The sequence below is a fragment of the Streptomyces sp. 7R007 genome, assembly GCF_054850255.1.
Genome location: NZ_JBTWMV010000009.1, coordinates 1 through 25,030, shown reverse-complemented (window position 1 = coordinate 25,030; position 25,030 = coordinate 1). Strand labels below are relative to the sequence as shown.

The 25,030-nt window shown below is 74.8% G+C and carries 21 protein-coding genes and 1 pseudogene; 9 read left to right on the top strand and 13 right to left on the bottom strand.

Annotated features, from left to right (window positions below):
* The first annotated feature begins 59 nt into the window (after positions 1-59).
* Both ACYF6T_RS14140 and ACYF6T_RS14135 read left to right on the top strand, forming a co-directional pair.
* Positions 60-920, top strand: coding sequence for a universal stress protein (locus ACYF6T_RS14140; protein WP_461696398.1), 861 nt, complete (start codon positions 60-62; stop codon positions 918-920).
* A gap of 21 nt (positions 921-941) precedes the next feature.
* A complete protein-coding gene (locus tag ACYF6T_RS14135) occupies positions 942-3,275 on the top strand; it encodes a heavy metal translocating P-type ATPase (protein WP_461696397.1) in 2,334 nt (777 codons plus the stop codon).
* Between the two features lie 40 nt (positions 3,276-3,315).
* Here ACYF6T_RS14135 and ACYF6T_RS14130 read toward each other — a convergent pair whose 3' ends face one another.
* The gene (locus ACYF6T_RS14130) at positions 3,316-4,311 is read right to left on the bottom strand and encodes an Acg family FMN-binding oxidoreductase (protein WP_461696396.1); all 996 of its coding nucleotides are present in this window, start codon (positions 4,309-4,311) and stop codon (positions 3,316-3,318) included.
* A 195-nt stretch (positions 4,312-4,506) separates the two neighbouring features.
* Between ACYF6T_RS14130 and ACYF6T_RS14125 the strand changes: the two genes are divergently transcribed.
* Positions 4,507-5,328 carry a universal stress protein gene (locus ACYF6T_RS14125; RefSeq protein WP_461696394.1) on the top strand — a complete coding sequence of 274 codons (822 nt, stop codon included), beginning with the start codon at positions 4,507-4,509 and terminating at the stop codon, positions 5,326-5,328.
* A 3-nt stretch (positions 5,329-5,331) separates the two neighbouring features.
* Here the strand turns inward: ACYF6T_RS14125 and ACYF6T_RS14120 are convergent, their stop codons facing one another.
* Positions 5,332-7,701, bottom strand: coding sequence for a glycoside hydrolase family 65 protein (locus ACYF6T_RS14120; protein WP_461696393.1), 2,370 nt, complete (start codon positions 7,699-7,701; stop codon positions 5,332-5,334).
* 60 nt (positions 7,702-7,761) lie between these two features.
* A complete protein-coding gene (locus ACYF6T_RS14115) occupies positions 7,762-8,637 on the bottom strand; it encodes a universal stress protein (protein ID WP_461696684.1) in 876 nt (291 codons plus the stop codon).
* A gap of 421 nt (positions 8,638-9,058) precedes the next feature.
* On the opposite strand from ACYF6T_RS14115, the gene ACYF6T_RS14110 reads away from it, so the two are divergent.
* From ACYF6T_RS14110 to ACYF6T_RS14100, 3 genes are all read left to right on the top strand, one after another.
* The gene (locus tag ACYF6T_RS14110; protein WP_461696392.1) at positions 9,059-9,280 is read left to right on the top strand and encodes a hypothetical protein; all 222 of its coding nucleotides are present in this window, start codon (positions 9,059-9,061) and stop codon (positions 9,278-9,280) included.
* Between the two features lie 107 nt (positions 9,281-9,387).
* Positions 9,388-9,900 carry a universal stress protein gene (locus ACYF6T_RS14105; RefSeq protein ID WP_461696390.1) on the top strand — a complete coding sequence of 171 codons (513 nt, stop codon included), beginning with the start codon at positions 9,388-9,390 and terminating at the stop codon, positions 9,898-9,900.
* A gap of 28 nt (positions 9,901-9,928) precedes the next feature.
* Positions 9,929-10,444 carry a flavodoxin domain-containing protein gene (locus ACYF6T_RS14100; RefSeq protein WP_461696388.1) on the top strand — a complete coding sequence of 172 codons (516 nt, stop codon included), beginning with the start codon at positions 9,929-9,931 and terminating at the stop codon, positions 10,442-10,444.
* Positions 10,445-10,529: 85 nt separating this feature from the next.
* Here ACYF6T_RS14100 and ACYF6T_RS14095 read toward each other — a convergent pair whose 3' ends face one another.
* Positions 10,530-10,730 (bottom strand): hypothetical protein, encoded by a 201-nt coding sequence (locus ACYF6T_RS14095; protein WP_461696386.1) that lies wholly within the window; start codon positions 10,728-10,730, stop codon positions 10,530-10,532.
* A gap of 260 nt (positions 10,731-10,990) precedes the next feature.
* A complete protein-coding gene (locus ACYF6T_RS14090) occupies positions 10,991-11,530 on the bottom strand; it encodes a hydrogenase maturation protease (RefSeq protein WP_461696385.1) in 540 nt (179 codons plus the stop codon).
* Between the two features lie 225 nt (positions 11,531-11,755).
* Between ACYF6T_RS14090 and ACYF6T_RS14085 the strand changes: the two genes are divergently transcribed.
* Entirely contained in the window at positions 11,756-13,057 is a 1,302-nt protein-coding gene (locus ACYF6T_RS14085; RefSeq protein WP_461696383.1) for a phosphoribosyltransferase family protein, read from the top strand.
* 158 nt (positions 13,058-13,215) lie between these two features.
* The gene (locus tag ACYF6T_RS14080; protein WP_461696381.1) at positions 13,216-14,070 is read left to right on the top strand and encodes a CBS domain-containing protein; all 855 of its coding nucleotides are present in this window, start codon (positions 13,216-13,218) and stop codon (positions 14,068-14,070) included.
* 19 nt (positions 14,071-14,089) lie between these two features.
* On the opposite strand, the gene ACYF6T_RS14075 is transcribed toward ACYF6T_RS14080, so the two are convergent.
* From ACYF6T_RS14075 to ACYF6T_RS14060, 4 genes and pseudogenes are all read right to left on the bottom strand, one after another.
* Positions 14,090-15,340 (bottom strand): glycoside hydrolase family 3 N-terminal domain-containing protein, encoded by a 1,251-nt coding sequence (locus ACYF6T_RS14075; protein ID WP_461696379.1) that lies wholly within the window; start codon positions 15,338-15,340, stop codon positions 14,090-14,092.
* A 450-nt stretch (positions 15,341-15,790) separates the two neighbouring features.
* Positions 15,791-16,213, bottom strand: coding sequence for an Hsp20/alpha crystallin family protein (locus ACYF6T_RS14070; protein ID WP_461696377.1), 423 nt, complete (start codon positions 16,211-16,213; stop codon positions 15,791-15,793).
* A gap of 96 nt (positions 16,214-16,309) precedes the next feature.
* On the bottom strand, positions 16,310-16,900 hold the full coding sequence (locus ACYF6T_RS14065) for an Rv1733c family protein (RefSeq protein ID WP_461696376.1): 591 nt from the start codon (positions 16,898-16,900) through the stop codon (positions 16,310-16,312).
* 204 nt (positions 16,901-17,104) lie between these two features.
* Positions 17,105-17,311 (bottom strand): annotated as a pseudogene (locus ACYF6T_RS14060) (CBS domain-containing protein); the annotation flags it as partial.
* 199 nt (positions 17,312-17,510) lie between these two features.
* Between ACYF6T_RS14060 and ACYF6T_RS14055 the strand changes: the two are divergent.
* Positions 17,511-19,502, top strand: a complete 1,992-nt coding sequence (locus ACYF6T_RS14055) for a PAS domain S-box protein (RefSeq protein ID WP_461696375.1) — start codon at positions 17,511-17,513, stop codon at positions 19,500-19,502.
* On the opposite strand, the gene narI is transcribed toward ACYF6T_RS14055, so the two are convergent.
* From narI to ACYF6T_RS14035, 4 genes are all read right to left on the bottom strand, one after another.
* Positions 19,486-20,217: a respiratory nitrate reductase subunit gamma gene (narI, locus tag ACYF6T_RS14050; protein ID WP_461696373.1), complete on the bottom strand. Its 732-nt coding sequence runs from the start codon at positions 20,215-20,217 to the stop codon at positions 19,486-19,488. The genes ACYF6T_RS14055 and narI overlap by 17 nt on opposite strands.
* The gene (gene narJ, locus ACYF6T_RS14045; protein WP_461696372.1) at positions 20,214-20,987 is read right to left on the bottom strand and encodes a nitrate reductase molybdenum cofactor assembly chaperone; all 774 of its coding nucleotides are present in this window, start codon (positions 20,985-20,987) and stop codon (positions 20,214-20,216) included. The genes narI and narJ overlap by 4 nt, the downstream gene beginning before the upstream one ends.
* Positions 20,984-22,507, bottom strand: a complete 1,524-nt coding sequence (narH, locus tag ACYF6T_RS14040) for a nitrate reductase subunit beta (protein ID WP_461696370.1) — start codon at positions 22,505-22,507, stop codon at positions 20,984-20,986. Before narH ends, narJ begins: the two co-directional genes overlap by 4 nt.
* A 1-nt stretch (position 22,508) precedes the next feature.
* A partial coding sequence (locus ACYF6T_RS14035) for a molybdopterin-dependent oxidoreductase (RefSeq protein ID WP_461696369.1) occupies positions 22,509-25,030 on the bottom strand: 2,522 nt, incomplete at its 5' end.

Genomic DNA, 25,030 nt, shown 5'->3' with positions numbered 1-25,030 from the left:
ACGGGGCCCTCGTGCGCCAGTAGCGTCCGCGGCTGCCGCACCCGGACAGGAGGTGCGCCATGACCATCGGCCCTGTCGTCGTCGGAGTCGACGGCTCGCCCGCGAGCGTGACGGCCGCCTGGTGGGCCGCGCGTGAGGCGGTCGACCGGCACCTGCCCGTGCTGCTGCTGCACTCCTGGACCACCCAGCCGCTCGACGTGCCGGTCCCCCAGGAGGCCCTGAGCAAGCAGCGGTACGGCGGCCAGGTGCTGCGCCGCGCCGAGGCGGAACTGCTGCACCGGTACGCGGACCTGCCGCTCACCACCGAACTCGTCGCGGAGCCGGCCGGTGAGGCCCTGCTGGAGCGGGGCCGGAGCGCCGCCATGGTCGTGCTCGGCTCCCGCGGGCACGGCTCGGTGGCGAGTTTCCTGCTCGGGTCCATCGGCCTGCACGTCCTCGCCCTCGCGCAGTGCCCCGTCGTCGCCGTACGGGCCGGCGACCCGGCGGTCGAGGCCGGCTGGGGGCACCCCGCGACGGCCGGACGCGGCGAGGTCGTGGTCGGCGTGCACGAACCCGGCCCGGCCGCCGACGCGCTGCTGGACTTCGCGTTCACCGCCGCCCAGCCCCGCGGCTCCCTGCTCCGGGCCGTACGGGCGCTGGCCCTCCCCTCCCCCGTGCCACCCCGGCAGGAGGCCGGGGAACGGGCCCGGCTGACGGCCGTGCTCGCCCCGTGGCGGGAGAAGTTCCCCGACGTGCCGGTCGCCCTGCACCTCGCCGCGGGCCCGGCGACCCAGGTGGTGCTCGCCGCGTGCGCGCACAGCCGGCTCACCGTCGTCGGCCGCCGGCGCCACCCGTCCCACCACGCCTGGAAGCTCGGCCCCGTGCCGCACGCGGCCCTGCACCACGTGCCGTGTCCGGTGGCCGTCGTACCGCACGACTGAGCGAGGGGCAGGAGGCCCGAGATGCCGCAGGAGAAGGCGCTGACACCGACGCGTCGGCCGCTCACCGCACCGTGGTGGCCGCCGCGGCCCGAACCGCTCCTGCTGGCGGCCACGACCGCCGCGCTGGCGGTCGGCGGCCTGCTCCGCCTGACCGGCGCGCCCGGCCCGGCCGACCTGTGCTGGGCCCTGGGCACCGCCGTCGCGATCGGCCCGGCGGTGGTCTGGGTGCTGGGCGCGCTGCGGCGCGGCCAGGCGGGCGTGGACGTGATCGCGGTGCTCGCCCTGGGCGGCACCCTGGCCGTGGGCGAGTACCTGGCCGGCGCGCTGATCGCCGTGATGCTGGCCACCGGCCGCACCCTGGAGAGCGCCGCCCGGCGGCGGGCCTCGCGTGACCTGCGCGCGCTGCTGGAGCACGCGCCGCGCACCGCCCGGCGGCGCACCGGCGATCAGGTGCGCGCCGTGCCGCTGTCCGAGGTCGCGGCCGGTGACCTGCTGGTGGTCGGCCCCGGCGAGGTCGTCCCCGTCGACGGCCGGGTGGTCGGCGGGCCGGCCGTGCTGGACGAGTCCGTGCTCACCGGCGAGTCCCTGACCGTGCGGCGCCCGGAGGGCGAGGCGGTGCGCAGCGGCGTGGTCAACGCGGGCGGCGCCTTCGGGCTGCGGGCCACGGCGACCGAGCAGGACAGCACCTACGCGGAGATCGTCCGGCTGGCCGGGCAGGCCGGGGCCGAGTCGGCTCCCGTGGTGCGGCTGGCCGACCGCTACGCGGCCTGGTTCCTGCCGCTGTCCGTGGCGGTCGCCGGCGCGGCCTGGCTGTTGTCCGGTTCGGCGGTGCGGGCGGTGGCCGTCCTGGTCGTCGCCACGCCCTGTCCGCTGCTGCTGGCGGCGCCGGTGGCCGTGGTGTCGGGTCTGTCGCGGGCCTCCCGGCTCGGCGTGGTGATCCGCGACGGCGGGGCGCTGGAGAACCTGGGCCGGGCGCGCACCCTGCTGCTGGACAAGACCGGCACCCTCACCGGCGGCTGCCCGCGGGTGCTGGACGTGGTGGCCGCGCCGGGCTGGCAGCCGGCCCAGGTGCTGCGGCTGGCGGCCTCGCTCGACCAGTACTCCCCGCACGTCCTGGCGCGGGCCGTGGTGGACGCGGCGCGGCGGCGTGGGCTGCGCCTGTCGGTGCCGGACGACGTGACGGAGGAGCCCGGCCGCGGGTCCGCCGGCGTCGTGGCGGGCCGCCGGATGGCCGTCGGCCGGCTCGACGAGGACACCGGCCTGCCGGCCTGGGCGCGCGCGGCGGACAACCGGGCCCTGCTGGACGGGGCGGCCGTCGCCTGGCTCACCGTGGACGAGCGGCCCGTCGGCGCCGTTCTGCTGCGCGACCCGCTGCGCCCCGACGCGCCGCGGACCCTGCGCCGGCTGCGAGCGGCGGGTATCGGGCGGCTGGTGATGCTCACCGGCGACCGTGCGGAGCCGGCCCGGGAGATCGGCGCCGTGCTGGGCCTGGACGACGTGCGGGCCGGGCTGGCCCCGGCCGAGAAGGTCGCGGCGGTGCGCGCCGAACGCGAGGCGGCGGTGACGGTGATGGTCGGCGACGGCGTGAACGACGCTCCCGCGCTGGCCGTGGCCGACATCGGGGTGGCGATGGGGGCCCGGGGCGCCACGGCCTCCTCGGAGGCGGCGGACATCGTGCTGACCACGGACCGGGTGGACCGCCTGGCCGACGCCGTCGGGATCGCCGTACGGTCGAGGCGCATCGCCGTGCAGAGCGCGCTGGGCGGCATGGCGCTGTCGCTGGCCGCGATGGTCGCGGCCGCCCTGGGTCTGCTGCCGCCGGCCCTGGGCGCGCTGCTGCAGGAGGGCATCGACGTCGTGGTCATCCTCAACGCGCTGCGGGCGCTGCGCGACGACCGGGCGGCGCGGCCGCGGCTGCGGCCCGACGCGGAGGCCCTCGTCCACCGGTTCGCGGCCGAGCACGACGATCTCCAGGACGTCCTGGAGGCCGTGCGGGCCGCCGCCGACCGACTCGCCGACGGCGCCGGTCCGCGGTCGCTGGCGGCGGTGGCCGAGGTGCACCGGCTGCTGACCGAACGGCTGCTGCCGCACGAGTACGCCGAGGAGCACCAGCTCTATCCGGCGCTCGCCCCCACTCTCGGCGGCCCGGAGGCGACGGCCACCATGAGCCGCGCCCACGCCGAGATCGAACGCCTCGCCCGCCGCATCGCCACCCACCTCGCGCTGGCCGGCTCCGACGGGGCGCTCGCCCCCGAACAGCTCGACGACCTGCGCGCCAGCCTCTACGGCCTGCACACGGTGCTGCGCCTGCACTTCACGCAGGAGGAGGAGAACTACTTCTCCCTCGCGCGCTGAGCCCGGTCTTGCGCGCTGAGCCCGCTGAGCCGGACGTGCGTCACCGGATCTCCAGCACCTCGCCCACCGGCCGGCGGGGGCTCGCCACGCCCGCCGGACCGTAGCCCAGGCGCAGCACCATCTGGACGAAGCCCATGGCCGAGCCGGGGTCACGGGCCAGTTCCCGCAGGTCGGCCCGCTCCAGGGAGTGGGAGGTGAGCGAGGTGGCCAGTCCGCGGAGCGTGGCGAGCAGCAGGACCCGTTCCAGCGCCTGCCCCGCCCGCAGCCAGTCCGCGGTGTGGTCGGCGGCGGTGCCCAGCAGGACCAGGTTCGGGACGCTCTCGAAGACGGCCGCGGCCCGGCCGGGGACCGCCTCGCGGCCGGCGAAGTCCCGTACCGGTGCCCGGCCCGCCGCCTTCCTCGGTCCGAAGGCGTACTCGGGGATCCCGTCGACGGCCTCGCCGGCCTCCCGCGCCCCGGTGCGGGTCCAGCGCCGCAGGTCCTCCTGCCGCTCGGGCTCCAGGCTGTCGCGTCCCTCGACGTCCCGGACGTGGTCGAGCAGCGCCTCGACGTGCCAGGCGTCGGGGAAGACCAGCTGCGCGCCCTCCTGCCGGGCCGCCTCCCGCAGTTCGTCCGCCACGTCGGCCGGGACCGGCTTCTCCTCGAAGGGGTGGCGGCTGGTGTGGCGCCGGGTGATCGCCGGGTACAGCCGAGCCGTTGCGGGGTCGGGGCGGCCGGTGTCCGTTCCGGTGATGCGCACGGCGGCGTACAGGCCGGGGTCGGCCGGGTCGGGCAGCAGGCGCGTGTCCGTGCGCAGTCCGCGGTGCGCCGCGGCGACGCGCAGGTTGAACAGGGCCGCGCCGCAGCCCAGGCACAGGGCGCGGTTGTCCGGGTCCGTGCGCGGCATGGCCCGGCTCAGGTCGGGGCGCAGTTCGAAGGTGCGCCGGCCGGAGAGGTAGCGGAAGTGCCAGGGCTGCGCGTTGTGCAGCGAGGGGGCGGCCGTGGCGGCCGTGACCAGGTCCCTGATGGTCGTCGTGTCGAGCGGGTGCGCCGGCATGGGGCGCCACCTCCCCTCACGGGCCGTGGGCGGCCGCCGGTCGGTGTTCTCCACAGCCAGGCTGCCCCCGCGAGCCGCCCGCGGCAAAGGGGCCGGCGGGACTGCTCGGGGGACCGACCGGCCCATGCCCCGTCCCCCGGCGCCGGATGAGCCTGGAGGGTGGGCACGAGTCGTTCCCGGGGAGGCGCGGACGCCATGAAGCAGGTCATCGTCGTCGGGGTGGACCGCTCGTCGGGCAGCCGCCCGGCCGCGGACTGGGCCGCCCGGGAAGCCCTGCTGCGCGACCTGCCGTTGCGCGTGGCGCACGTGGCGGCGGCCTGCGGAGCGAGGCAGCCGTTCCGTCCGGAGACCGTGGTGGCCGGCCTCGCCGCCCGGTATCCGCGAGCGGCGATGAAGAGCCTGCGGCTCACCGGCGAGCCGGCCGCCGTCCTGCTGCGGCGCGGCGCGGAGACCGACGTGGCGATGACGGTGCTCGGGCTGCGCGGCGAGGGCGGCCGCACGGGACTGTTTCCGGGGACGACCGCCCGGGCCGTGGCCGGCGGCGCCGGCTGTCCCGTCGTCCTGGTACCCGGCGCGAGGGCCCTCCGCGTCCCGGCGGACCGGCCGGCGAGGATCGCGGTGGCCGTCGACGCCCGCGCCCCGGCCGACGGCGCCCTCGACTTCGCCTTCGACACCGCACGGCTGCGGGGCGTCCACCTCACCGCGCTGCACGCGGGCCCGCCGCCCGTGGCGCCGCCCGGCCCCGCGGGGCACGCGTCGTCGGCGGCGCTGTACGCCGCCCGCGCGGAACGGGAGATCGGCCTGCTGACGGAGGTCCTGCGGCCGTGGCGCGCGAAGTACCCGTCGGTGAGGGTCCTGGAGGACGTCGTCCTCTTCGACCCGGCGCAGGCCCTGGTGCGGACCTCGGGCCGCATCGACCTGCTCGTCGTGGGGCGCGGCGCCGGCGCCGGACTCGGCCCCGTCGCCTACACCGTGGCCCGGTTCACCGGGTGTCCGCTCGCCGTGGTCCCGGCGTGAGACTCAGTCGGCGAGCCGCAGACGGCTGGTCTCCCCCGGCCGGAGCCGGACGGCGCGGTCGGGCAGGCGTACGTCGATCGGGGAGGCCTCGGACGACGGTACGGTGATCTCCAGCCCGCCGCGCCGCAGACGCAGCCGTACGCCCCAGTGGTCCTGGTAGCGCAGCGCGAACCCGTAGGTGGACAGCTCCGGCAGCGGTACCGGGTCCAGCCACAGCGCCCCGCCACGGGTCTCCAGGCCGGTCAGGCCGCGCTGGACGAGATCGAGGGTGCCGGCCATGGCGCCGAGGTGGATGCCCTCGCCCGTGGTGCCGCCCTGCACGTCGGCGATGTCGCCCTGGAGGGCTTCCTGGCAGTACTTCCAGGCCTCCGCGCGCCGGGCCCGGGCCAGCACCCAGCCGTGGACCAGGCCGCTGAGGGTGGAGCCGTGGCTGGTGCGGCGCAGGTAGTGGTCGACCGTGCGGGTCCAGGTGTCGTCGTCGAGCCGGATGCCCAACCTGCCGAACAGGGCCCGCAGTTCGGCCGGGGAGAACAGGTACCCGAGCATCAGCACGTCGGCCTGTTTGGACGCCTGGTAGCGGTTGACGCTGTCGCCCTCCGCCTCCAGGATCCGGTCCAGGCGGCGGATGTCGCCGTAGCGCTCGCGGTAGCCGTCCCAGTCGAGCTCGGCGAGGTCGCCGTAGCCCTCGAACTGGCTGATGACACCGGCGTGGAAGGGCACGTGCAGGGTGCGGGAGACGTCCTGCCACTGTTCGAGTTCGCCGCCGTCCAGGCCGGTGCGCTCCACCAGTTCGCGCCGGCGCGGTTCGGGCAGCGTGTCCAGCAGTTCCAGGGTGCGTGCGAGCACCCAGGCGGCGGTGACGTTGGTGTAGGCGTTGTCGTCGAGGCCGGGCACGCGCGCGTCGGGGTAGGCGTCGTGGTACTCGTCGGGGCCGACGACGCCCTTGATGCGGTGGCGGCCGAGGCCGGGGTCGTAGACGGCCGCGTCCGCCCAGAAGCGGGCGATCTGCAGCAGCATCTCGGCGCCCTTGGTGTGCAGGAACTCCGCGTCACCGCTGGCCTGGCAGTACTGCCAGACGTTGTACGCGATCGCGGAGCCGACGTGGTGCTGCAGGTGGGAGTGGTCGGGCAGCCAGCGGCCGGAGTTGGGGTTCAGGTGCAGTCGCTGGGTCTCCTCGCGGCCGTCGCTGCCGCTCTGCCACGGGTACATGGCGCCCCTGCGGCCGGCTGCGCGGGCGGCGGTGCAGGCCTGTTCCAGGCGGCGGTGGCGGTAGCGCAGCAGGGACCGGGAGACCTCGGGGAAGTGCAGGGTGAGGTAGGGCAGGACGAACAGTTCGTCCCAGAAGACGTGGCCGCGGTAGGCCTCGCCGTGCAGTCCCCTCGCGGGCACGCCGACGTCGAGGTCGGCGGTGTGCGGGGAGAGCGTCTGCAGCACGTGGAAGAGGTGCAGCCGCAGGATGCGGCCCGACTCGCCGGGTACGTCGATGTCGGCGCGGCGCCAGAGCTGGTCCCAGGCGGTGAGGTGGTCGTCGAGGAGGGTGTCGAAGCCGGGGACGCGGCCGACGCGGTCGGTCGCGGCGTGCAGCGGGTCGCTGATCGCGGGGTCGCGGGAGGTGTGCAGCGCGACGACCTTGTCGACGGCGACGGGTCGGCCGTCGCTCAGCGCGAGGCGCACCTCCTGGACGGCGCGGGCCGGCTCGTGCCGGGCGGTGACGGGTGCGTCGGCGGCCAGGCGGGCGGCCAGGCCGACGCGGATGTCGGAGGTGCGGGTGCGGCAGCGCACCCACACGGCGTGGGGGCCGGCGTCGCCCGTGTGGACGTGGGTGAGGTGGCGGCCGTCGAGGTCGCGGTAGCGCGCCACGCCGGCGTTGGTGACCCCGGCGTCCAGGGCCGCCTCCACGAGGAGTTCGCTCGCACCGCCCTCGGCGGTGAACTCGGTGCGCAGGGCGGCCACGTGCGGGTCGGCCATGTGCACCAACCGCTGCTGACGCACCGACAGCGCCCTGCCGCCGCCGAGGTCGTAGCGGGTGCGCCGCTCCAGGAGCCCCGAGGCCAGGTGGAGCAGCAGCCGGTGGTCGAGGACCGGGGCCGTGTCCGGGGTGAGCCAGGGCCCGCCGGCACAGCGGAAACGCAGCGGGAGCCAGTTCGGGACGTTGACCATGTCCTCGTTCTCGACCCGGCGCCCCGCCACCTCGGAGGTGAGCCGGTTGTAGCAGCCGGCGACATAGGTGCCCGGATAGTGCACCGCGTCCGCCGCGCACTCGGGCAGGGCGCCGCGGGTGGCGAAGTAGCCGTTGCCGAGCGTGCACAGGGACTCCCGCAGCCGCTCGTCCGCCGGGTCGTAGCCCTCGTACTCCCAGATCCCGTCGCTCACTCGACCGTCCTTCCGCGGCCCGTTTTCTCACGGTACGTCACCGTCCGGGACGGCGCCCGGTCATCCCCGCTGCGGTACGACCGCCACCGGGCAGGCGGCGTGGTGGAGCAGCGTGTGCGCCACCCGGCCCAGCTGGAGCCCGTAGGCGCCGGGCCGGCGCCGCGCCCCGATGACCACCAGGTCCGCGGCGGCCGAGCGGTCGACCAGCACCCTGCGGGCCGGCCCCTCCACCGTGCGCCTGCGCAGCCGCACCGAGGGGTGGTCCCGTACGGCCTCCGCCAGCAGGTCGTCCAGGAGCGCGGACGCCCGCCGCTCGTGCTGGAGCGCCGCGTCGCCCGCCGGCAGCGCGGCATCGGCGCTCTGGTGCGTGGGGCAGCGCCAGGCGCGTACGACGTCCAGGACGCAGCCGCGCGCCTCGGCCTCCCGGAACGCGAACCGCACCGCGTCCCGCCCGGTCGCCGGATCTCCCGCGCCGAGCAGGATCCGTTCGTGGGTGCCCGCGAGGCCGGCCTGGTCGCCGCGGACGACGATCACCGGGCAGGCCGCCCGGGCGGCCACGGTCAGCCCGACCGAGCCGAGCAGCAGTCCCGCCAGTTCGCCGCGGCCCCGCGACCCCGTCACCACGGCGCAGGCGTCGTCGCCCGCGCGCAGCAGTGCCTCGGACGCGTCCTCCGGCACGACCTCGGCGAACACCTTCAGCTCGGGGTCGCGTCTGCGGGCGCGCTCCGCCGCGGTCGCGGCGATGTTGTCCGCCATCACCTGCTGGGACGGGCGCTCCAGACCGGCGGAGGGCACCACGCCCTCGTACCGCTCCCACAGGGAGGCGTACACCAGCCGCAACGGCACGGCGTGCCGGGCCGCCTCGTCCACGGCCCAGTCCAGCGCCGTGAGACTCGGCTCCGATCCGTCGACGCCCACGACCAGGGGCAGCTCCATCATCGTCCCCACCGCCTTTCGCCGGACCGCGCGGGCCCGCGTAGCAGGTCCCCACGGTCACTGTGGCATCCCCGCACCGGCCGGCAGCAGGGGTGGTTCGGCCCCCGCCGGGGCCGTTCGGCCCACGCGGTCGTACGCCCGTGCGAGCGGCGGTGCAACCAGCGGCCCGTACAGGGCCGACCGGCCCTGTGACCTGCCCTTACAGCCCTTGGGGAGCCTGCCGGTCCGGGGAAGGCTGAAGGTGAGCATGGGAGACGTACGCCATGACCGAGGGGAGGGTGCGGAGATGCGGCCCACCAGGGCCGCCGGGATGGTCTCCGGGACGGATCTGCCGCTCCGGCAGGGCCGCGGCCCGGACGCGCCGGCCCCGCACGGCGTGGCCGGCGGATGGCCGCGCAGGCCGTGAATGAAGGAGGTAGTCATGCTTCCCCTCGTGCTGATGGGTGCGGCGGTGCTGGGCGCCTGCATGGTGTTCGGCTACAGCCAGGTCCTGGTCGGGCTCGTGCTGATGGTGGTGGGGGTGTTCGGCCTGATGATGTTCCTGTCGACGCCCGGCACGGTGCGCCGTCCCGGGGAGACGGGGACGGTCATCGAGGAGCGGCACTACATGGGCGACTCCGGCGAACGCATGCGGCACCGGTGACCGGCGGCGGAAAGGGGCCGACCGGCGGTCACGCGACGCCGGTCGGCCCAAGCACCGCGCGGCCGCCCGGGCCAGGGTGGGATGCGAGGCCACTCTGGGAGGCAGCCATGTCCGAACACGCCCTCGGCAACGGCATCGTGGTCGGCGTCGACGGATCCGAGGCGTCGGCGGCGGCCCTGCGCTGGGCCGCGGCGCAGGCACGTGCCCTGAACACGGAACTCGTCGCCGTGCACGCCTGGGAACCGGTCGCGGCCGGCTTCGCCCCCTACGCTCCGGCGTCCGCGCGGCCGACCGAGTCCGACCAGTGCGAACAGGCCGCCCAGCTGCTCGCCTCGGCCGTGCGGGAGGCGTTCGGCGGGCACGTCGGCGCGGGCGTACGGGCCGTGCTGGTCGAGGGGCCGCCCGCGCGGGTGCTGCTGCAGCAGGCGCGCGGCGCGCTGCTGCTGGTACTGGGACGCCAGGCCCACGGCCAGTGGGAGCGGCCCTCCGTCGGCGCGGTGGCCCGCGAGTGCCTGCGCCACGCCGCGGTCCCGGTGGTCACGGTGCCCGGGCCCTGCCGGTCCGGGCGGCGGCTGCGCGTGGTCGAACAGCCGCGCCGGGCGCACAGCGGGGTCGCCTAGCGACCGGAGAAAGGGGGGACGGGCCGTCATGGACGTTCTCGTGGGATACGCGACCGTGCACGGCTCCACCCGCGACATCGCCGTCCACCTGGCCGGCGAACTGGTCGCGGCGGGGCTGGAGGCCGAGGCGCGGCCCATGGGCAGCGTCGAGGACGCGGACGCCTACCGGGCCTTCGTCCTCGGCAGCGCGGTCCACGGGCAGGCGTGGCTGGAGCCGGCCAAGGACTTCCTGCGGCGGAACCCGGACGTGCTGGGCACCCGCCCGGTGTGGATCTTCAGCGTCGGGATGCCGGCCGCCCTGCGCGGGCCGTGGAAGCGCCTGGGGCCCCTGGAGGCGCCGGTGATCGTGCGGGATCTGCCGGGCCCGCCGAGGTTCCGGGACCATCGCCTGTTCTCGGGTGTCATCGCCCCGGCTCAGCTGCCCCGCTCGGGCCGGATCCTGTTCCGGCTGGTGGGCGGCCGTTTCGGGGACTACCGCGACTGGGGCGCCGTGGACGCGTGGGGGTCCGGGATCGCGGCGGAACTGGCGCGGACGAGGGGCTGACGGCGGGCCGCCGTGGTGTGGACCGGTGCGGATCCACGGCGGCACGGCGTGCAGCGGACGACGGCTGCCGCCATGTCACGCCCGTTCAGACGTGAACGGACGGACGGTGGTGCCGGATCGCCGGCCGGTGCGCGGGCGGCACGGCCGGCGGCCGGTGCCCGTGGCGCTCGGCCAGGCGCACCGCGAGCGCGTCGAACAGCGCGGTGAGCACGAAGGTCACGGCCATCGCCGCGACCAGCAGGACGGTGAACCGCTCCCAGAACTCGGGGGTGAGCGTCGTACCCACTGTCCTCCCTCCTCTCGGTAGGCCCTCTCGGGTGACGTCGTTTCCCTCACTCCCAGCCAACTCCGTTCCGGGGTACGGCACATGAGCCGACCGGCCCGAACAGCGGGCTGGAGCGGCCCTTGTGTGGGCGCCGCCCCGGAAAGGTTCGGTTGGGGCCGGTCGGCCCTGGCGGCCGGACGCCTGCCGTGGTGTGCTGAAGGTGACGGGAAGGACCCGCGACGAAGACGCGGAGCAGCGGTCTCGAGCCGCGCACCGCGCAATCAGGATCCGCGAGAAGCGGATGGGTCCTTCCCGCCTTCTCCTGTGCGGTCCCGGGCCGCCGTCGTACGGTGCAGGACGATCTCGTCCTCCACCCGCGCCGCCAGCCGGCCGACGGTGGCCGCGACGGCGGCGGACAGGCCCTGGCCGGCCGAGAGGTCGCCGGCTTCGACGGCGTACGCCACCAGGTGGCCGGGCAGGCGGTCCCGCTCGCGTGCCACCTCGACGGCCGCGCCGACACCGTGCAGTCCCGCCGCGAACGGCCTGCGCAGTTCGGCGTCGTCCAGGTCGAGCCGGTAGACGCTGCCGGGCCGGCTCGTCCGCCCGTGGGCGGCCTCGACGACGATCGCGAGGTCCGCGTCCTCCCAGAGCACCGCCAGCCGCCCGGGCTCGCCCTCGCACCGGGCGAGCGTCGTGCCATCGGGCAGCGGCCGGACGGCGGCCCGCTCGCGCAGCCGGGTCAGCACCGCGTCTCCGATGCCGTCGTCGTGCCGGAACCGGTCGCCGACGGCGATGACCGCGATACGGGTGGAGACAGCCATGGTTCCTCTCCCTCCACTTCCCCTGCTTCCAGCGTGCGGGGCCACCGCGTCCCCGCCAGGTGCCGAAGGGCCCCGGGTGCGGGACCGGGTGGCCCGTGCGGGGTGCGCCGCCATACGGGCCCGTTGGTTCCGTTTCCGGTCCGGTCCGCCCCTTCCGAACGGCCTCGGGTGCGGTCGAATGGAAGGGAGGCGGTTCACCGCGCCCAGCGCTGGAGGAGGTGCCGCATGCGTTACCGGGACCGTACGGAGGCAGGCCGCCGGCTGGCGCACCGTCTGGAACGTCTGCGCGGCCGGGACACGGTGGTTCTGGGGCTGCCGCGCGGCGGGATTCCCGTCGCTCACGAGGTGGCCCGGGAGCTCGGCGCTCCCCTGGACGTGCTGGTGGTGCGCAAGCTCGGGGTGCCCTGGCAGCCGGAGCTGGCGTTCGGCGCGATCGGCGAGCACGGCGTGCGCGTCCTCAACGAGGACGTCGTACGGGAGACCGGGCTGGATCCCGCGCGCCGGGCCGTCGTGGAGGAGGCCGAGCGGGCCGAGCTGGAGCGGCGGGTGCGCCGCTACCGGCAGGGGCGCGCGCCCGTGCCGGTGGCGGGGCGGGTCGTGGTGGTCGTGGACGACGGCCTGGCCACCGGTGCCACCGCGGAGGCGGCCTGCCGGGTGGTACGGGCCCTGCACCCGGCCCGGGTGGTCCTCGCCGTCCCGGTGGGCGTGCCGGCCGTCGTCAGCCGGCTGCGGGCCGCCGCCGACGAGGTGGTCGTCCTGCAGCGGCCGTACCGGCTCGGCTCGGTCGGAGCCTGGTACGAGGACTTCACGCAGGTGGACGACGACCGGGTGAGCGCGCTGCTGAAGCAGGCCGCCCCCGGCCCGCGGGCCGGCGGGGAGGTCGAGGTGCCCGTCGGGTACGTGCGCCTGGCCGCGCGGCTCGTGGTCCCCGCGACCGCGCCGCTGGTCGTGGCGTTCGCGCACGGCAGCGGCAGCAGCCGGCACAGTCCCCGCAACCGCTACGTCGCCGACACCCTCGACCGGGCGGGACTGGGCACGCTGCTGCTGGACCTGCTCACCGCGGACGAGGAGCACAACCGCCACAACGTCTTCGACATCCGTATGCTCGCCGGACGGCTGCACGCCGCCGCCCTGTGGCTGCGCCGCGAGACGGGCCTGCCCGTGGCCTACTTCGGGGCCAGTACCGGCGCCGCGGCCGCCCTGGAGGCCGCCGCCGTCCCCGGTGCCGACGTGCTGTCGGTCGTCTCCCGGGGCGGCCGTCCGGACCTCGCGACGCCCGCCGCCCTGTCTCATCTGGCGGCGCCCACGCTGCTCGTCGTCGGTTCCCTCGACACCCGGGTCCTCAGCCTCAACCGGCTCGCCGCCGACTGGATGCGCTGCGAGCACCGGATCGCCGTGGTGCCCGGCGCCGGCCACCTCTTCGCCGAGCCCGGGGCCCTGGCCGCGGTCGCCGAACTGGCCTGCGACTGGTTCACCGGCCACCCGGCACGGCATCCGGCGGGACACGCTCCCGGCCCGGTCGGCTGATCCGCACACCCTTCGCCCGCGCCCACCACAGTCCGTTTGACCTGCGCAAAGGACCATGCGGCCCTGTGCGCGGCGGCACACCGGCGCGATGGTGGTCGTGGGGGGATCGGACCCTCCGCCGGGGGGATCAGGCCCTCCGCTGACCGCGGGAGGTAGTCATGAACGGCCGAAGGGTGCAGGAACACGGCGCGGCGTCGGCTGAGGCGCACCGTGCGGTGCCGGGCCTGGCGCCGAAGCCGGCGGAGGAGTTCCGCCAGGACATGATGGTGCGCTATCTGCAGACCATGGCCTCGCATTCGGCGCAGGCGGCGCGGGAGCCGGCCTCCGTGACCCACCGCACCGCGGACCGGCGCTCCGCCCCCGAGGCCACGCCCGCTCCGCAGATACAGGTCCGGCACGTCATGAAGCGGTCCGTGATCACCGTCTGCGGGGACACGCCCTATCTGGACGTCGCGCGCATGCTGGCCCGCCGGCAGATCGGCGCCGTGCCCGTGGTCGACGGTGACGGGCGCGTCCTCGGCGTGGTCGCCGAGTCCGACCTGCTGGCCCGGGCCGCGGACCTCGCGTCGGACGAGCGGCCCGGCACCTTCGAGAAGCTGTTCGGCCGACGGCACGCCGACGACGGTGCCGGTACGGCGGCCACGCTGATGACGACGCCCGCGCTGACCGTGCATCCCTGGACGCACGTCCTCGACGCGGCCCGCACGGCCGCCCGGTCCCGGATCCGGCAGATCTTCGTGACGGACCACAAGGGCCGGCTGGTCGGTGTCGTCAGCCGCAGCGAGCTGCTGCACGCGCTGGTACGGGAGGACGAGGCCATCCGGGCCGAGGTCGTCGACCGGGTGCTCACCGGCGAGCTGGGCATCGACCCGGCGCGCGTCGGGGTCGAGGTGCACAACGGAGCGGTCACGCTCAGCGGCACGCTGGAGGCCGGCCTCGTCCCGCGGCTGACCGAGGCGGTCGCGGACATCGCGGACGTGGTCGACGTGGTGGACCGGCTCACGGCCGTGTGAGACCGCGGCCCCGGCCCGGTCAGGACGAGCAGAGGTTCACGTGGCGGACCGCCAGCACGTGGGAGGCCGCGTCGATCAGCCGGGCGCGGGTCAGCCGTCCGTCGGCCACGGCCGAGGTGATCGCCGAGGCGGTCGCGGACGTCTGGCCCGCGACGTTCTTCACCAGGCCGAACATCACCATGTCGGCGCCGGAGCGCAGGGCCTGGACGGCGGCGTGCGGAACGCTGTAACCGGCGGCCGAGATCGCCTTCGCGCTCAGTGAGTCGGTCAGCACCAGCCCCTTGAAGCCCAGCTTGCCGCGCAGTTCGTAGGTGATCGTGGTGGGCGACAGGGAGGCGGGGTTGGTCGCGAGGCCGGGGACGGTGTCGTTGGAGACCATGACGGCGGGGGCGCCGGCCTTGATCGCCGCGCTGAACGGCGGGATGCCGACCTTGACCAGGGTGGACCAGGGCAGGGTGTGGGCGGGCCCGTAGTCGGAGTTGTAGCTGGAGCCGCCGAGCCCCGGGAAGTGCTTCAGTACGGGGATGACGTGCCCGTCGCGCAGGCCGTTCAGGTAGGCGAGACCGTCCTCGGTGACCTTGGCGGTGCTGCCGCTGAAGGAGCGCCATCCGTCGGGGTTCGTACGGCTGGGCGCCGTGTTCCTGCCGTCGACGTCGACCACCGGCGCGAGGTCCGTGTTCACCTGCGCCGCCGACATCCGGGCGGCGACCTTGCCGACGTTCCGCCGGATCTGCGCGGGGGTCCAGTGCGCGCCCATGGACGCGGCCCAGGGCAGGGAGCCGACCAGGTTCGCCATGCGCTGGATGTCGCCGCCCTCCTCGTCGGTCATCACCAACAGGCCCAGGTGGCCCGGCACATGGGACTTCAGCGTGGTCAGGCGGGCGCCCAGGTCGGCGGGCGCGCTGCCGCCGAACAGCAGCACACCGCCGGCGCCCGCCGTCACCTCGGCGGTGACGCCGGAGACCGCGGACTCCGACACCGGGACGACGATGGTCAGCATGGCCAGGCGCCGGTCGGACCAGCGGGCCAGCTGGGACCGGTTCGTGCAGGCCGCCTTGGTGACGGCGGGGCCGGCCGGTCCGGTGGTGGCGTCGGAGGCCGCGCCCGTCGTGGCGGCGGAGAGCGAGCCGGCGTGGGTGGCGGAAGGCGAGCCGGTCGGGTCGGACGCGGCGACGGGATCCGGGCCGGCGGAGGCGCAGGCCGTCGCCAGCAGCGCCCCGGCGGCGCCGAGTGCTGCCACGTGCAGCGTGTGGATGCGACGGTGGTTCATCGTTGTGGTCCCCTTCCCGGGCCCGCGACCCGGCATGCGTCGTCCGTGCGGTGCGGTGGGCGCCTGTGAGGCGGGTCCATGCCGGTCGCCGCCGCTTCCACTGTGCGCCCGGCCGGTGGCCCGCGCGCGTGGTCCACGGCGATCGCCCTGGGAAGACCGGCCCCCGTGACGGGTCGCAGTGGCCCACGGGGCTGATCCGGTCGCCTCATGGTGGCGGCGCGGACAGCGGACGAGGCTGATGCGCACGGACAGGTCCGGGAGGGATCAGGAGGTGGCGGTCATGCAGCGGATGCAGGTGACCAGGCGTCCACGGGAGCCGCGCCGACCGGAGCCTCCCGATCCGCGCACGCCCTCGGGGCGGCCCCTGCCCTACTGAACGGGCGCGCGCACGCGTGCGCGGCCGGTGTCTCACCGGCCGCGCGCGGTGTGCGGCCCGGCGCGGGACTGCGCTCAGACGTGCCGCACGGGGATGGTCCGGGTGTCCGCCTTCTTCTCCGGCACCGGGACCGTGATGGTCAGCACGCCGTCCTTGTACTCGGCGGTCGCCTCGTCGCCCTGGGCTCCGGCGGGCAGCCGGACGGAGCGGGTGAAGGTGCCGTAGCGGAACTCGGTGTGCCGCTTGTCCGTGGTCTCCTCGGTCCGCGTGGCCCGCAGGGTCAGGATGCCTTCCGCGACGGTGATCTCGACGTCCTTCGCCGGGTCGATGCCCGGGAGCTCCGCCAGCAGAGCGTACGTGCCGTCCTTGAGGTACTCCTCGATGCGAATGCCGTGCGTCCCGGGGGCCGTGTGCGCCACCGGGAAGCCGCCCTCGACCCAGCCGAACAGGTCGGGGAACAGCGGGAAGCCGGGGAACCGCTCGATCATGCCGCTCATATCGCCCTCCTCTTCGTTCTCCCGCTCCCAGCGTCGCGCCGCCCCCGGGTGCGCGCGTGGGCCGACCGGCCCCGTGCCGGACCCGGTCGGCCCCTGTCAACCGATCATGCGCCTGCGCCACTGCGGCTCGACCAGCAGCCACTCCGCGTCCCACTCCCGGTAGCGCCGCCGGTCCAGCCGATCGCGCACCAGCCGCCCGCCGACGAGGACCAGGACGGATGCGCCCAGACCGGCCGGCACCCCCACCACCGCCGCCTGCAGCCGGGACTCGGCGGCGTCGGGCGGGCGGGTGACCGGGTTGCCCGCGGCGTCGAGCCAGACGGTGACCCGGGCTCCGGCCGCCTTGCCGCGCTCGACCTTGGCGCGGTCGGTGTGCGTGACGCCGTCGGCGCCGGTCCAGCGGACCCGCGCCCAGACCATGCCGTCTGTTCCGTACGCGGTCACGATCGCCTTGGGCGCGTTCTCGGTCAGGACGGCCGAGACGGGGTGGACCGCCGCCCGGCGTTCGGCGAGGGAGTCCGCCACCCACGCCCCGGCCGCGCAGCCCGTGGCCAGGCCGGCCAGCAGGGCGAGGAGCCAGGCGGCCAGGATGATCCAGGCTTCCGCACGGTCGCTGCGGCGGCGCAGCGGACTGGCCCGCCACCGCCACAGCCGCCCCGCCCTGCGGGTACGACGCGTGGTCCTCATCGGTCGACACCCCTTCTCCGTCCCTCACCCCGACCGTCTCACGTCCCGTCAGCCGCTGGTCAGGGGCCGGTGGTCGGTCGTCATGGGGTCGTCCGGGCCGCCTGCGGGTCCGTCGGGTCCCCTGGCAGACCAGGGTCGAGATTGCATCCGGCGGCGCGCAGCCGATGTCGACCTCCACGGCCCGTGCCGGCCGCGCCGCGACGGACGGCGCACGTCCCGGGCGATGTCCTCGTCGCCGCGGAGGAAGACGCTCAGCGGGTCCGAGCGGCTGACGACGCCCTGCGGCCCGCCGTCGGCGTCGACCACCGGCAGCCGCTCGATCCGGTGCCGCGCCAGGGTGCGGGCCGCCCGCGCGAGGGTCTCGTCGGCGGTGACGGTGACGGCCGGAGCGGTCATGAGCTCGCCGGCGGTCCCGTTGACGATGTCCTTGAACTCCGCGCCGCGCCTACGGCCCCTTCTCCCCCCGTGTGGATCAGCGACGTCCCGGGGCGGCCGGTGGGGGCGTTCGCGTCGTACGGACGCGCATCCGGCGCCGCGGTCACGGACAGGACCGGGCATGTTGCGCACAGTAAACGACATTCCGGCGTGTCGGTGAGGCGGAAGCGGTGAGATGTCCGAATCGTCGCGCGCGGGTGGAGGTGAGGCGGAGGTGGCCGACTTCGTCGGAACGGAGGAGGCGCCCACGATCGGCGCACCGGCGCACTGCCGGTGTGGCCGGGTGGTGCGCCAGGACGGGCCGGAAGGCGCCGAAGAAAGGTTCCGGGGACTGCTGGAGGCCGCGCCGGACGCCATGGTCATCGTCGACGACACCGGGATCATCCGGCTCGTCAACGCCCAGACGGAGGCCCTGTTCGGCTACCGGCGCCAGGAACTGCTGGGCCGCCCGGTCGAGTTGCTGATGCCGCACCGCTTCCGCGACCAGCACACCCGGCACCGGGGCGGTTACGCCGCCAACCGGCAGGTACGCCCGATGGGTGCCGGGCTCGACCTGCACGGACTGCGCAAGGACGGCACCGAGTTCCCCGTCGAGATCAGCCTCAGCCCGCTGGAGACCGCCGAGGGCCTGCTGGTCTCCGCCGCCGTGCGGGACGTCAGCGACCGCAAGGCCGCCGAGGCCCGGATCAACGAACTGGCCGCGCTGGTGGAGTCGTCGCAGGACGCGATCCTCGCCAAGACCCTCGACGGCTACATCACCTACTGGAACGCCGCCGCGCAGGACCTCTACGGCTACACCGCCGAGGAGGTCATGCACCGGCACGTGTCGATACTCGCCCCGGCCGACCTGGAGGACGAGGTCAGCGTGCTGCTGGAGCGGCTGCGCGGCGGCGAGAAGGTGGAGCACTTCGAGACGCTGCGGCTCACCCGGACCGGGCGGATGCTGGACGTCGACGTCACGCTGTGGCCGACCCGGGACACCGCCGGCACGGTCGTCGGCGCGTGCGCGATCGTGCGGGACATCAGCGACCGCAAGAAGGCCGAGGCCGAACTCACCGCCCTGTACGAGCAGCAGCGGCACATCGCCCTCACCCTCCAGCGCAGCCTGATGGGCACCCCGCCGGCGCTGCCCGGCCTCGCCACGGCCAGCCGCTACCGGCCCGCCACGCAGGGCGCCGGTGTGGGCGGCGACTGGTTCGACCTGATCCCGCTGGGCGCCGACCGGGTCGGCGTGCTGATCGGCGACGTGATGGGCCGCGGGCTCGAAGCCGCCGCCGTCATGGGCCAGTTGCGCTCGGCGGCGCACGCGCTCGCCAAGACCGGCATGCAGCCCCGGCAGCTGATGCAGGCCCTGGACACCTGCGTGGCCGACCTCGACGTGCCGGACCAGCTCGTCACCTGCGCCTACCTGGTCATCGCCCCGGACGCCGGAACGGTGACGGTGTGCTCGGCCGGCCACCTGCCGATCCTCGTCGCGGGCGCCGGCCGGCCGGTCCACGGTCTGTCCTCTCCCGTCAACGCGCCGCTGGGGGTGGGCGACGTCCTGTACGAGCAGTCCTGCACGGAGATCCCGCCCGGCGCGACGCTGGTGCTCTACACGGACGGTCTGATCGAGACGCCGGACAGCGACATCGAGGGCCGGGTGGGCGAACTGACCGTCGTCCTGGACGAGTTCTTCGCACACGACGCCTCCTGCCTGGAGAGCGCCGCCGACCATGTGCTGGCCCGCCTGCTGCCCGACGCCGACAGCCACAACGACGACGTCACCCTGCTGCTGGCCCAGTTGCCGGCCGCCCCGCTGGCGGCCCTCACCACGGACCTGCCCGCCGTCCCGTCCTCCGTGCCCGAGGGGCGGGCGTTCCTGCACAAGGCGCTGACCTCGTGGAACTGCGCCCCGCGCGCCGACGACGCGCTGCTGTTGCTGTCGGAGACGCTGACCAACGCCGTGCAGCACGCGGAGGGCCCCATCGGGCTGCATCTGCACCGCACGGCCACCGACCTCACCGTCGAGGTCAGCGACCGCAGCCCGCACCTGCCCCAGCCGCGGATCGCGGGCGAGGACGAGGAGTCCGGGCGCGGTCTGCTGCTGGTGCGCGCCCTGGCCGCCAGTTGGGGCGTGCGCCCCACGGACGAGGGCAAGACGACCTGGTTCACGCTCCGGTTGTGAGGCGCGCCCGCTCCTCGGCCGGACGGCCGGCGGGGCGCCGCCGGTAGACCAGGTAGGGCCGGGTCAGATAGCCGACCGGAACGCTCCACACGTGCACGAGCCGGGTGAACGGCCAGGCGGCGAAGAGCAGACAGGCGGTGAGCGCGTGGAGCTGGAAGAGCAGCGGCGCGCCGCTCATCGCCTCCGGCTCCGGCCGCAGGACGAAGACGCCGCGGAACCAGACGGAGACGGTCTCCCGGTAGTCGTAGCCGCCGCCGAAGACGTTGTGGGTGGCGGTCGCCGAGATGCCGAGCAGGACGGTCGCGGCGAGCAGCGGGAAGAGCACCTTGTCACTGCGGTCGGTGGTGAGCCGGATCCGCCGGGTCAGCAGCCGGCGGGCGCACAGCATGCCGAGGCCGGTGACCATGGCGACGCCGGCCACGGAGCCCAGCCAGACGGCGGTGGTGTGGTAGGCGTGCTCGGAGATCCCCGCGGCCTCGGTCCAGGAAGCCGGTACGGCGAGGCCGACCACGTGTCCGGCGATCACGGCGAAGGCGCCGAGGTGGAACAGCGGGCTGCCCCAGCGCAGCCAGCGCCGCTCCAGCAGCTGGCTGGTGTGCGTGGTCCAGCCGAACTGGTCGTGCCGGTAGCGCCAGACATGGCCGACGACGAACACGGCGAGGCAGACGTAGGGGAAGGCGACCCACAGCAGGAGGTCGGCGGTCGAGACGTTCATCGCGGGTCTTCCTGGGGGGTGGGCGCGGCCAGGGTCGGTGCCGCGGGCCGGGGTGGGGTGAAGGTGCCGGGTGGGGCGAACTCGCCGTTGCCGTACGGGTCCAGGCCCACCTCCTCGGCGGGCGGGCCCTCGGCCGCGAGCCGTGCGACCGCCGCGAGGTCGGCCTCGGTGGGCGGCGGCAGCAGGCTGCGCAGGGCGGCGAGCAGATGCCGGTAGGGGGAGCCGGTGTCGGTCAGCGCGTGGTGGATCAGTTCCAGTCCGCGCCGGTGCTGGCGGAGCGGGGCCTCGCCGCGGCCGGTGCCGCCGAGCGCGGCGAACTCCAGGACGACCGGGAGGTGGTCGGGCAGTTCGCCGCCGTCGATCTCCCAGCCGGCGGCCCGGTAGCGCTGGGCCAGGGCGAGCAGGGCCATGCCCCGGCGGCGGGTGTCGCCGTGGAGGTAGTAGGTCAGGTAGAGGCTGCTTCTGCGGCGCAGGTCGAACATCTCGACGTAGTGCCGTTGCAGCGCGTCGGGGTCCTCGCGCGCGAACCAGCCCATGAAGGCGGTGAGTTCGGCGGCGGCCGCGGACGGCGGCAGCGCGGCGACCGCGGCCGCCAACCGGGGCCGTCCCTCGGTGAGTTCGGGGTCGGGGTACTGCAGGAGCAGGGACAGCAGGCGCAGCAGCAGGGCGCGGCGCTCGGCTTCCTCGGGGGTGGCCGCGCCGCGGCGGCGGGTGGCGGCCCGGACGCGGGTGCGGACGATGGCCGGGATGGTGGACGGCAGGGGGCTCATGCGGGGCCTCCGTCGGTGCTGCGGCGCAGGGTGGGGATGCCGAGCATGACCCGGCGTTCGGACGGCTCGCCGGTGGCCTCCACCGGGCAGCGGTTCTCCGTCGCGGTGAGCGCGGCCGCGTCCTCCTTGTGCGCGGCCGGGACGACGTAGCGGTCGGCGTACTTGGCGACGGCGAGCAGGCGGTGCAGGTCCTGCGCCTCGCGGTCGGTCAGGCCGACGGCGTCCAGGACGCTCTCGTCGGCCTCCTCGCCGAGGGTGCGGGCGCGCATGTGGGTGCGCAGGGCGGTGAGTTTCATCAGGACGCCGGCGACCAGGTCGGTGTCCCCGGCGGTGAACAGGCTCGCCAGGTACTCCAGCGGGATGCGCAGCCGGGTGACGGCGGCGAAGACGTGGTCGGGGTCGTCCTGGTCGCCGCCCGCCTCGCTCACCGCGTCCAGGACGGGCGAGAGCGGCGGGACGTACCAGACCATGGGCAGGGTGCGGTACTCCGGGTGCAGCGGCAGCGCCACCTTGTAGCGCATGACCAGGTCGTACACCGGTGAGCGCCGGGCCGCCTCCAGCCAGTCCTCGGGGATGCCGGACTCCCTTGCTGCGGCGGCGACTTCGGGATCGCGCGGGTCGAGGAAGACACCGCGCTGGGCGTCGAGCAGGTCCCGCTCGCCGGGGGTGGCGGCGGCCTCGCCGACGCGGTCGGCGTCGTAGAGGAGCAGGCCGAGGTAGCGCAGCCGGCCGACGCAGGTCTCGGAGCAGACGGTGGGCTGGCCGGCCTCGATGCGCGGGAAGCAGAAGGTGCACTTCTCGGCCTTGCCGGTGGCGTGGTTGACGTACACCTTCTTGTACGGGCACGCCGTCACGCACATCCGCCAGCCCCGGCAGCGGTTCTGGTCGACCAGGACGATGCCGTCCTCGACGCGCTTGTACAGGGCGCCGGACGGACAGGCCGACACGCAGGCCGGGTTGAGGCAGTGCTCGCACAGGCGGGGCAGGTGGAAGAGGAAGGTCTGCTCGAACTCGAAGCGGACCTTCTCCGCCCACTCGCCGGTCAGGTTGGGGTCGCCGCCCGCGTGTTCGGGGGCGCCGCCGAGACCGTCCTCCCAGTTGGCGCCCCAGGTGATCGCCGTGGGTTCGCCGGTGAGGACCGAGCGGGGGCGGGCGACGGGGATGTCCTGGCCGGCCGGGGCGCTGACGAGGTTGTCGTAGTCGTAGGTGACCGGCTCGTAGTAGTCCTCGATCGCCGGCAGGTCGGGGTTGGCGAACAGCGACAGCAGGCGCCTGATCCGGCCGCCGGAGCGCAGCACCAGGCGGCCCTTCTTGTCGAGCGTCCAGCCGCCCTTCCACTGCTCCTGGTCCTCGTAGCGGCGCGGGTAGCCGACGCCGGGCTTGGTCTCGACGTTGTTGAACCAGGCGTACTCGACACCGGTGCGGTTGGTCCACGTCTGCTTGCAGGTGACCGAACAGGTGTGGCAGCCGATGCACTTGTCGAGGTTCATGACCATCGCCACTTGAGCCATCACGCGCACGTCAGTACTCCACATCCTGCGAGCGACGGCGGATGACCGTGACCTCGTCGCGCTGGTTTCCGGTCGGGCCGTAGTAGTTGAAGGCGTAGGTGAACTGCGCGTAGCCGCCCGCGAGATGGGTGGGCTTGAGCAGCAGCCGGGTCAGGGAGTTGTGGATGCCGCCGCGCTTGCCGGACACCTCGGTCTTCGGGACGTTCACCGTGCGGTCCTTGGCGTGGTACATGTACACCGTGCCCTCGGGCATCCGGTGGGTGACCACGGCGCGGGCGGCGACGACGCCGTTGCGGTTGTAGGCCTCGATCCAGTCGTTGTCCCTGACGCCGATCCGCTCGGCGTCGGCGGTGGACATCCAGATGACGGGGCCGCCGCGGGAGAGGGCGAGCATGTAGGCGTTGTCCTGGTACTCGGAGTGGATGGACCATTTGGAGTGCGGGGTGAGGTAACGCACCGTCACCTCCGCGTGCCCGTCGTGCAGATGCTCGTCGCCGTAGTGGCGGCGGGCGTCCAAGGGGGGCCGGTAGACCGGGAGTTGTTCGCCGAGTTCGGCGATCCAGTCGTGCTGGACGAAGAAGTGCTGGCGTCCGGTGAGGGTGTGCCAGGGCTTCTTGTGCTCGGTGTTGATGACGAACGGTGAGTAGCGGCGCCCGCCGGCCTCGCTGCCCGACCACTCGTACGAGGTGATGACCGCCCGGGGCTGGGTGCGGGTGTCGGCGAAGGTGATCCGCTCGGCCGCGCGCTCGGCGGCGAGCTCCACCAGCCCCTCGCTGCCGGTCTGCCGCTCCAGCTCCCGGAAGCCCTCGGTGGCGAGCCGTCCGTTGGTGGTGCCGGACAGGGCGAGGATCGCCTCGCACATGTCGGAGGCGGTGGCCAGGGAGGGGCGGCCCTCGGCGACGCCCTCGCGGACGGTGCCGCAGCGGTGGCGCAGCTCCTCGATCTCCTTGTCGGGGTGCACGGTGACGCCCTTGGTGGTGGTGCCGAGCCGGTCCAGCAGCGGGCCGACGGCGCGCATCTTCTGGGCGACGGCCGCGTAGTCCCGCTCGACGGTGACGAGCCGGGGCATGGTCCGGCCGGGCACGGGCTCGCACTCCCCCGCCTTCCAGTCCCGCACCACCCCGCCGGGCTGGGCCAGTTCGTCGGGGGTGTCGTGCAGCAGCGGCACGGCGAGGACGTCGGTGCGGGTGCCGAGGTGGCCGGCCGCGAGCTCGCTGAACCGGTCGGCGATGGTCAGGAACGCGTCGTAGTCGGTGCGGGCCTGCCAGGGCGGGGCGATGGCCGGGGTGAAGGCGTGCACGAAGGGGTGCATGTCGGTGGAGGACAGGTCGTCCTTCTCGTACCAGGTGGCGGCCGGCAGGACGACGTCGGCGAGCAGGCCGGTGGAGGTCATCCGGAAGTCCATGGCGACCAGCAGGTCCAGCTTGCCCTCGGGTGCCTCCTGCCGCCACACCACGTCCTCGGGGCGTGCCTCGGGCGGCGCCTCCTCGCTGCGCACCTGGCTGTCGGTGCCCAGCAGATGGCGCAGGAAGTACTCGTTGCCCTTGCCGGAGGAGCCGAGCAGGTTGGCCCGCCACACGGTCAGCACACGCGGGAAGTTGGCCGGGTCGTCGGGGTCCTCGACGGCGAACCGGAGCCGCCCGTCCTTGAGTTCGCCGACGATGTGCTCGGCGACCGGGCGCCCCCGCGCGGCGGCCTCGTCGGCCAGGTCGAGCGGGTTGCGGTTGAAGCCGGGGTGGCCGGGCGTCCAGCCGAGCCGCACCGCCTGGGCGAGGGAGTCGGCGAACGCCTTTCCCTTGAAGCGGCCCTGACCGAGCGGGGAGGCCAGCTCGTCCGGCCCGAAGACCTCGTAGCGCCACTGGTCGGTGGTGAGGTACCAGTAGGAGGTGCCCGCCATGTGCCGGGTGGGGCGCTGCCAGTCGAAGGCGAAGGCCAGGTGCTGCAGTCCGGTGACCGGGCGGATCTTCTCCTGGCCGACGTAGTGGGCCCAGCCGCCGCCGTTGACACCCTGGCAGCCGGTCATCGTCGTCAGCGCCAGGAAGGCGCGGTAGATGGTGTCGGAGTGGAACCAGTGGTTGGTGCCCGCCCCCATCGCGATCATCGAACGGCCCTCGGTGCGCTCGGCGTTGCGGGCGAACTCCCGGGCAATGCGGGCGGCCTGCCCGGCCGGCACGGACGTGATCGTCTCCTGCCAGGCCGGGGTGTAGGGCTGCGTGGCGTCCTCGTAGGAGGCCGGCCAGACGCCCGGCAGGCCGGGGCGGTGGACGCCGTACTGGGCGAGCATCAGGTCGAAGACGGTGGTGACCAGGCGTCCGCCGATCCTGCGCACCGGCACGCCGCGGACCATCGTCGAGCCGCCCTCCGTGACCCCCTCGTCGAAGCGGGGCAGGGCGACCTCGACGGTGTCCTCGGCTTTCTCCAGCAGGCTCAGCTCGGGTTCGACGTCACCGAGTTCGAGGTTCCAGCGGCCTCGCTCGGCTTCCCCCCAGCCAAGAAGATCAGCCCGATCGCGGTCCAGAACGGCGACAGACC

Bases quoted from the DNA above. Each gene is read 5' to 3' on its own strand.
- ACYF6T_RS14140 (WP_461696398.1), top strand. From the start codon at position 60: ATGACCATCGGCCCTGTCGTCGTCGGAGTCGACGGCTCGCCCGCGAGC.
- ACYF6T_RS14135 (WP_461696397.1), top strand. From the start codon at position 942: ATGCCGCAGGAGAAGGCGCTGACACCGACGCGTCGGCCGCTCACCGCA.
- ACYF6T_RS14130 (WP_461696396.1), bottom strand. From the start codon at position 4,311: ATGCCGGCGCACCCGCTCGACACGACGACCATCAGGGACCTGGTCACG.
- ACYF6T_RS14125 (WP_461696394.1), top strand. From the start codon at position 4,507: ATGAAGCAGGTCATCGTCGTCGGGGTGGACCGCTCGTCGGGCAGCCGC.
- ACYF6T_RS14115 (WP_461696684.1), bottom strand. From the start codon at position 8,637: ATGGAGCTGCCCCTGGTCGTGGGCGTCGACGGATCGGAGCCGAGTCTC.
- ACYF6T_RS14110 (WP_461696392.1), top strand. From the start codon at position 9,059: ATGCTTCCCCTCGTGCTGATGGGTGCGGCGGTGCTGGGCGCCTGCATG.
- ACYF6T_RS14105 (WP_461696390.1), top strand. From the start codon at position 9,388: ATGTCCGAACACGCCCTCGGCAACGGCATCGTGGTCGGCGTCGACGGA.
- ACYF6T_RS14100 (WP_461696388.1), top strand. From the start codon at position 9,929: ATGGACGTTCTCGTGGGATACGCGACCGTGCACGGCTCCACCCGCGAC.
- ACYF6T_RS14090 (WP_461696385.1), bottom strand. From the start codon at position 11,530: ATGGCTGTCTCCACCCGTATCGCGGTCATCGCCGTCGGCGACCGGTTC.
- ACYF6T_RS14085 (WP_461696383.1), top strand. From the start codon at position 11,756: ATGCGTTACCGGGACCGTACGGAGGCAGGCCGCCGGCTGGCGCACCGT.
- ACYF6T_RS14080 (WP_461696381.1), top strand. From the start codon at position 13,216: ATGAACGGCCGAAGGGTGCAGGAACACGGCGCGGCGTCGGCTGAGGCG.
- ACYF6T_RS14075 (WP_461696379.1), bottom strand. From the start codon at position 15,340: ATGAACCACCGTCGCATCCACACGCTGCACGTGGCAGCACTCGGCGCC.
- ACYF6T_RS14070 (WP_461696377.1), bottom strand. From the start codon at position 16,213: ATGAGCGGCATGATCGAGCGGTTCCCCGGCTTCCCGCTGTTCCCCGAC.
- ACYF6T_RS14065 (WP_461696376.1), bottom strand. From the start codon at position 16,900: ATGAGGACCACGCGTCGTACCCGCAGGGCGGGGCGGCTGTGGCGGTGG.
- ACYF6T_RS14055 (WP_461696375.1), top strand. From the start codon at position 17,511: ATGTCCGAATCGTCGCGCGCGGGTGGAGGTGAGGCGGAGGTGGCCGAC.
- narI (WP_461696373.1), bottom strand. From the start codon at position 20,217: ATGAACGTCTCGACCGCCGACCTCCTGCTGTGGGTCGCCTTCCCCTAC.
- narJ (WP_461696372.1), bottom strand. From the start codon at position 20,987: ATGAGCCCCCTGCCGTCCACCATCCCGGCCATCGTCCGCACCCGCGTC.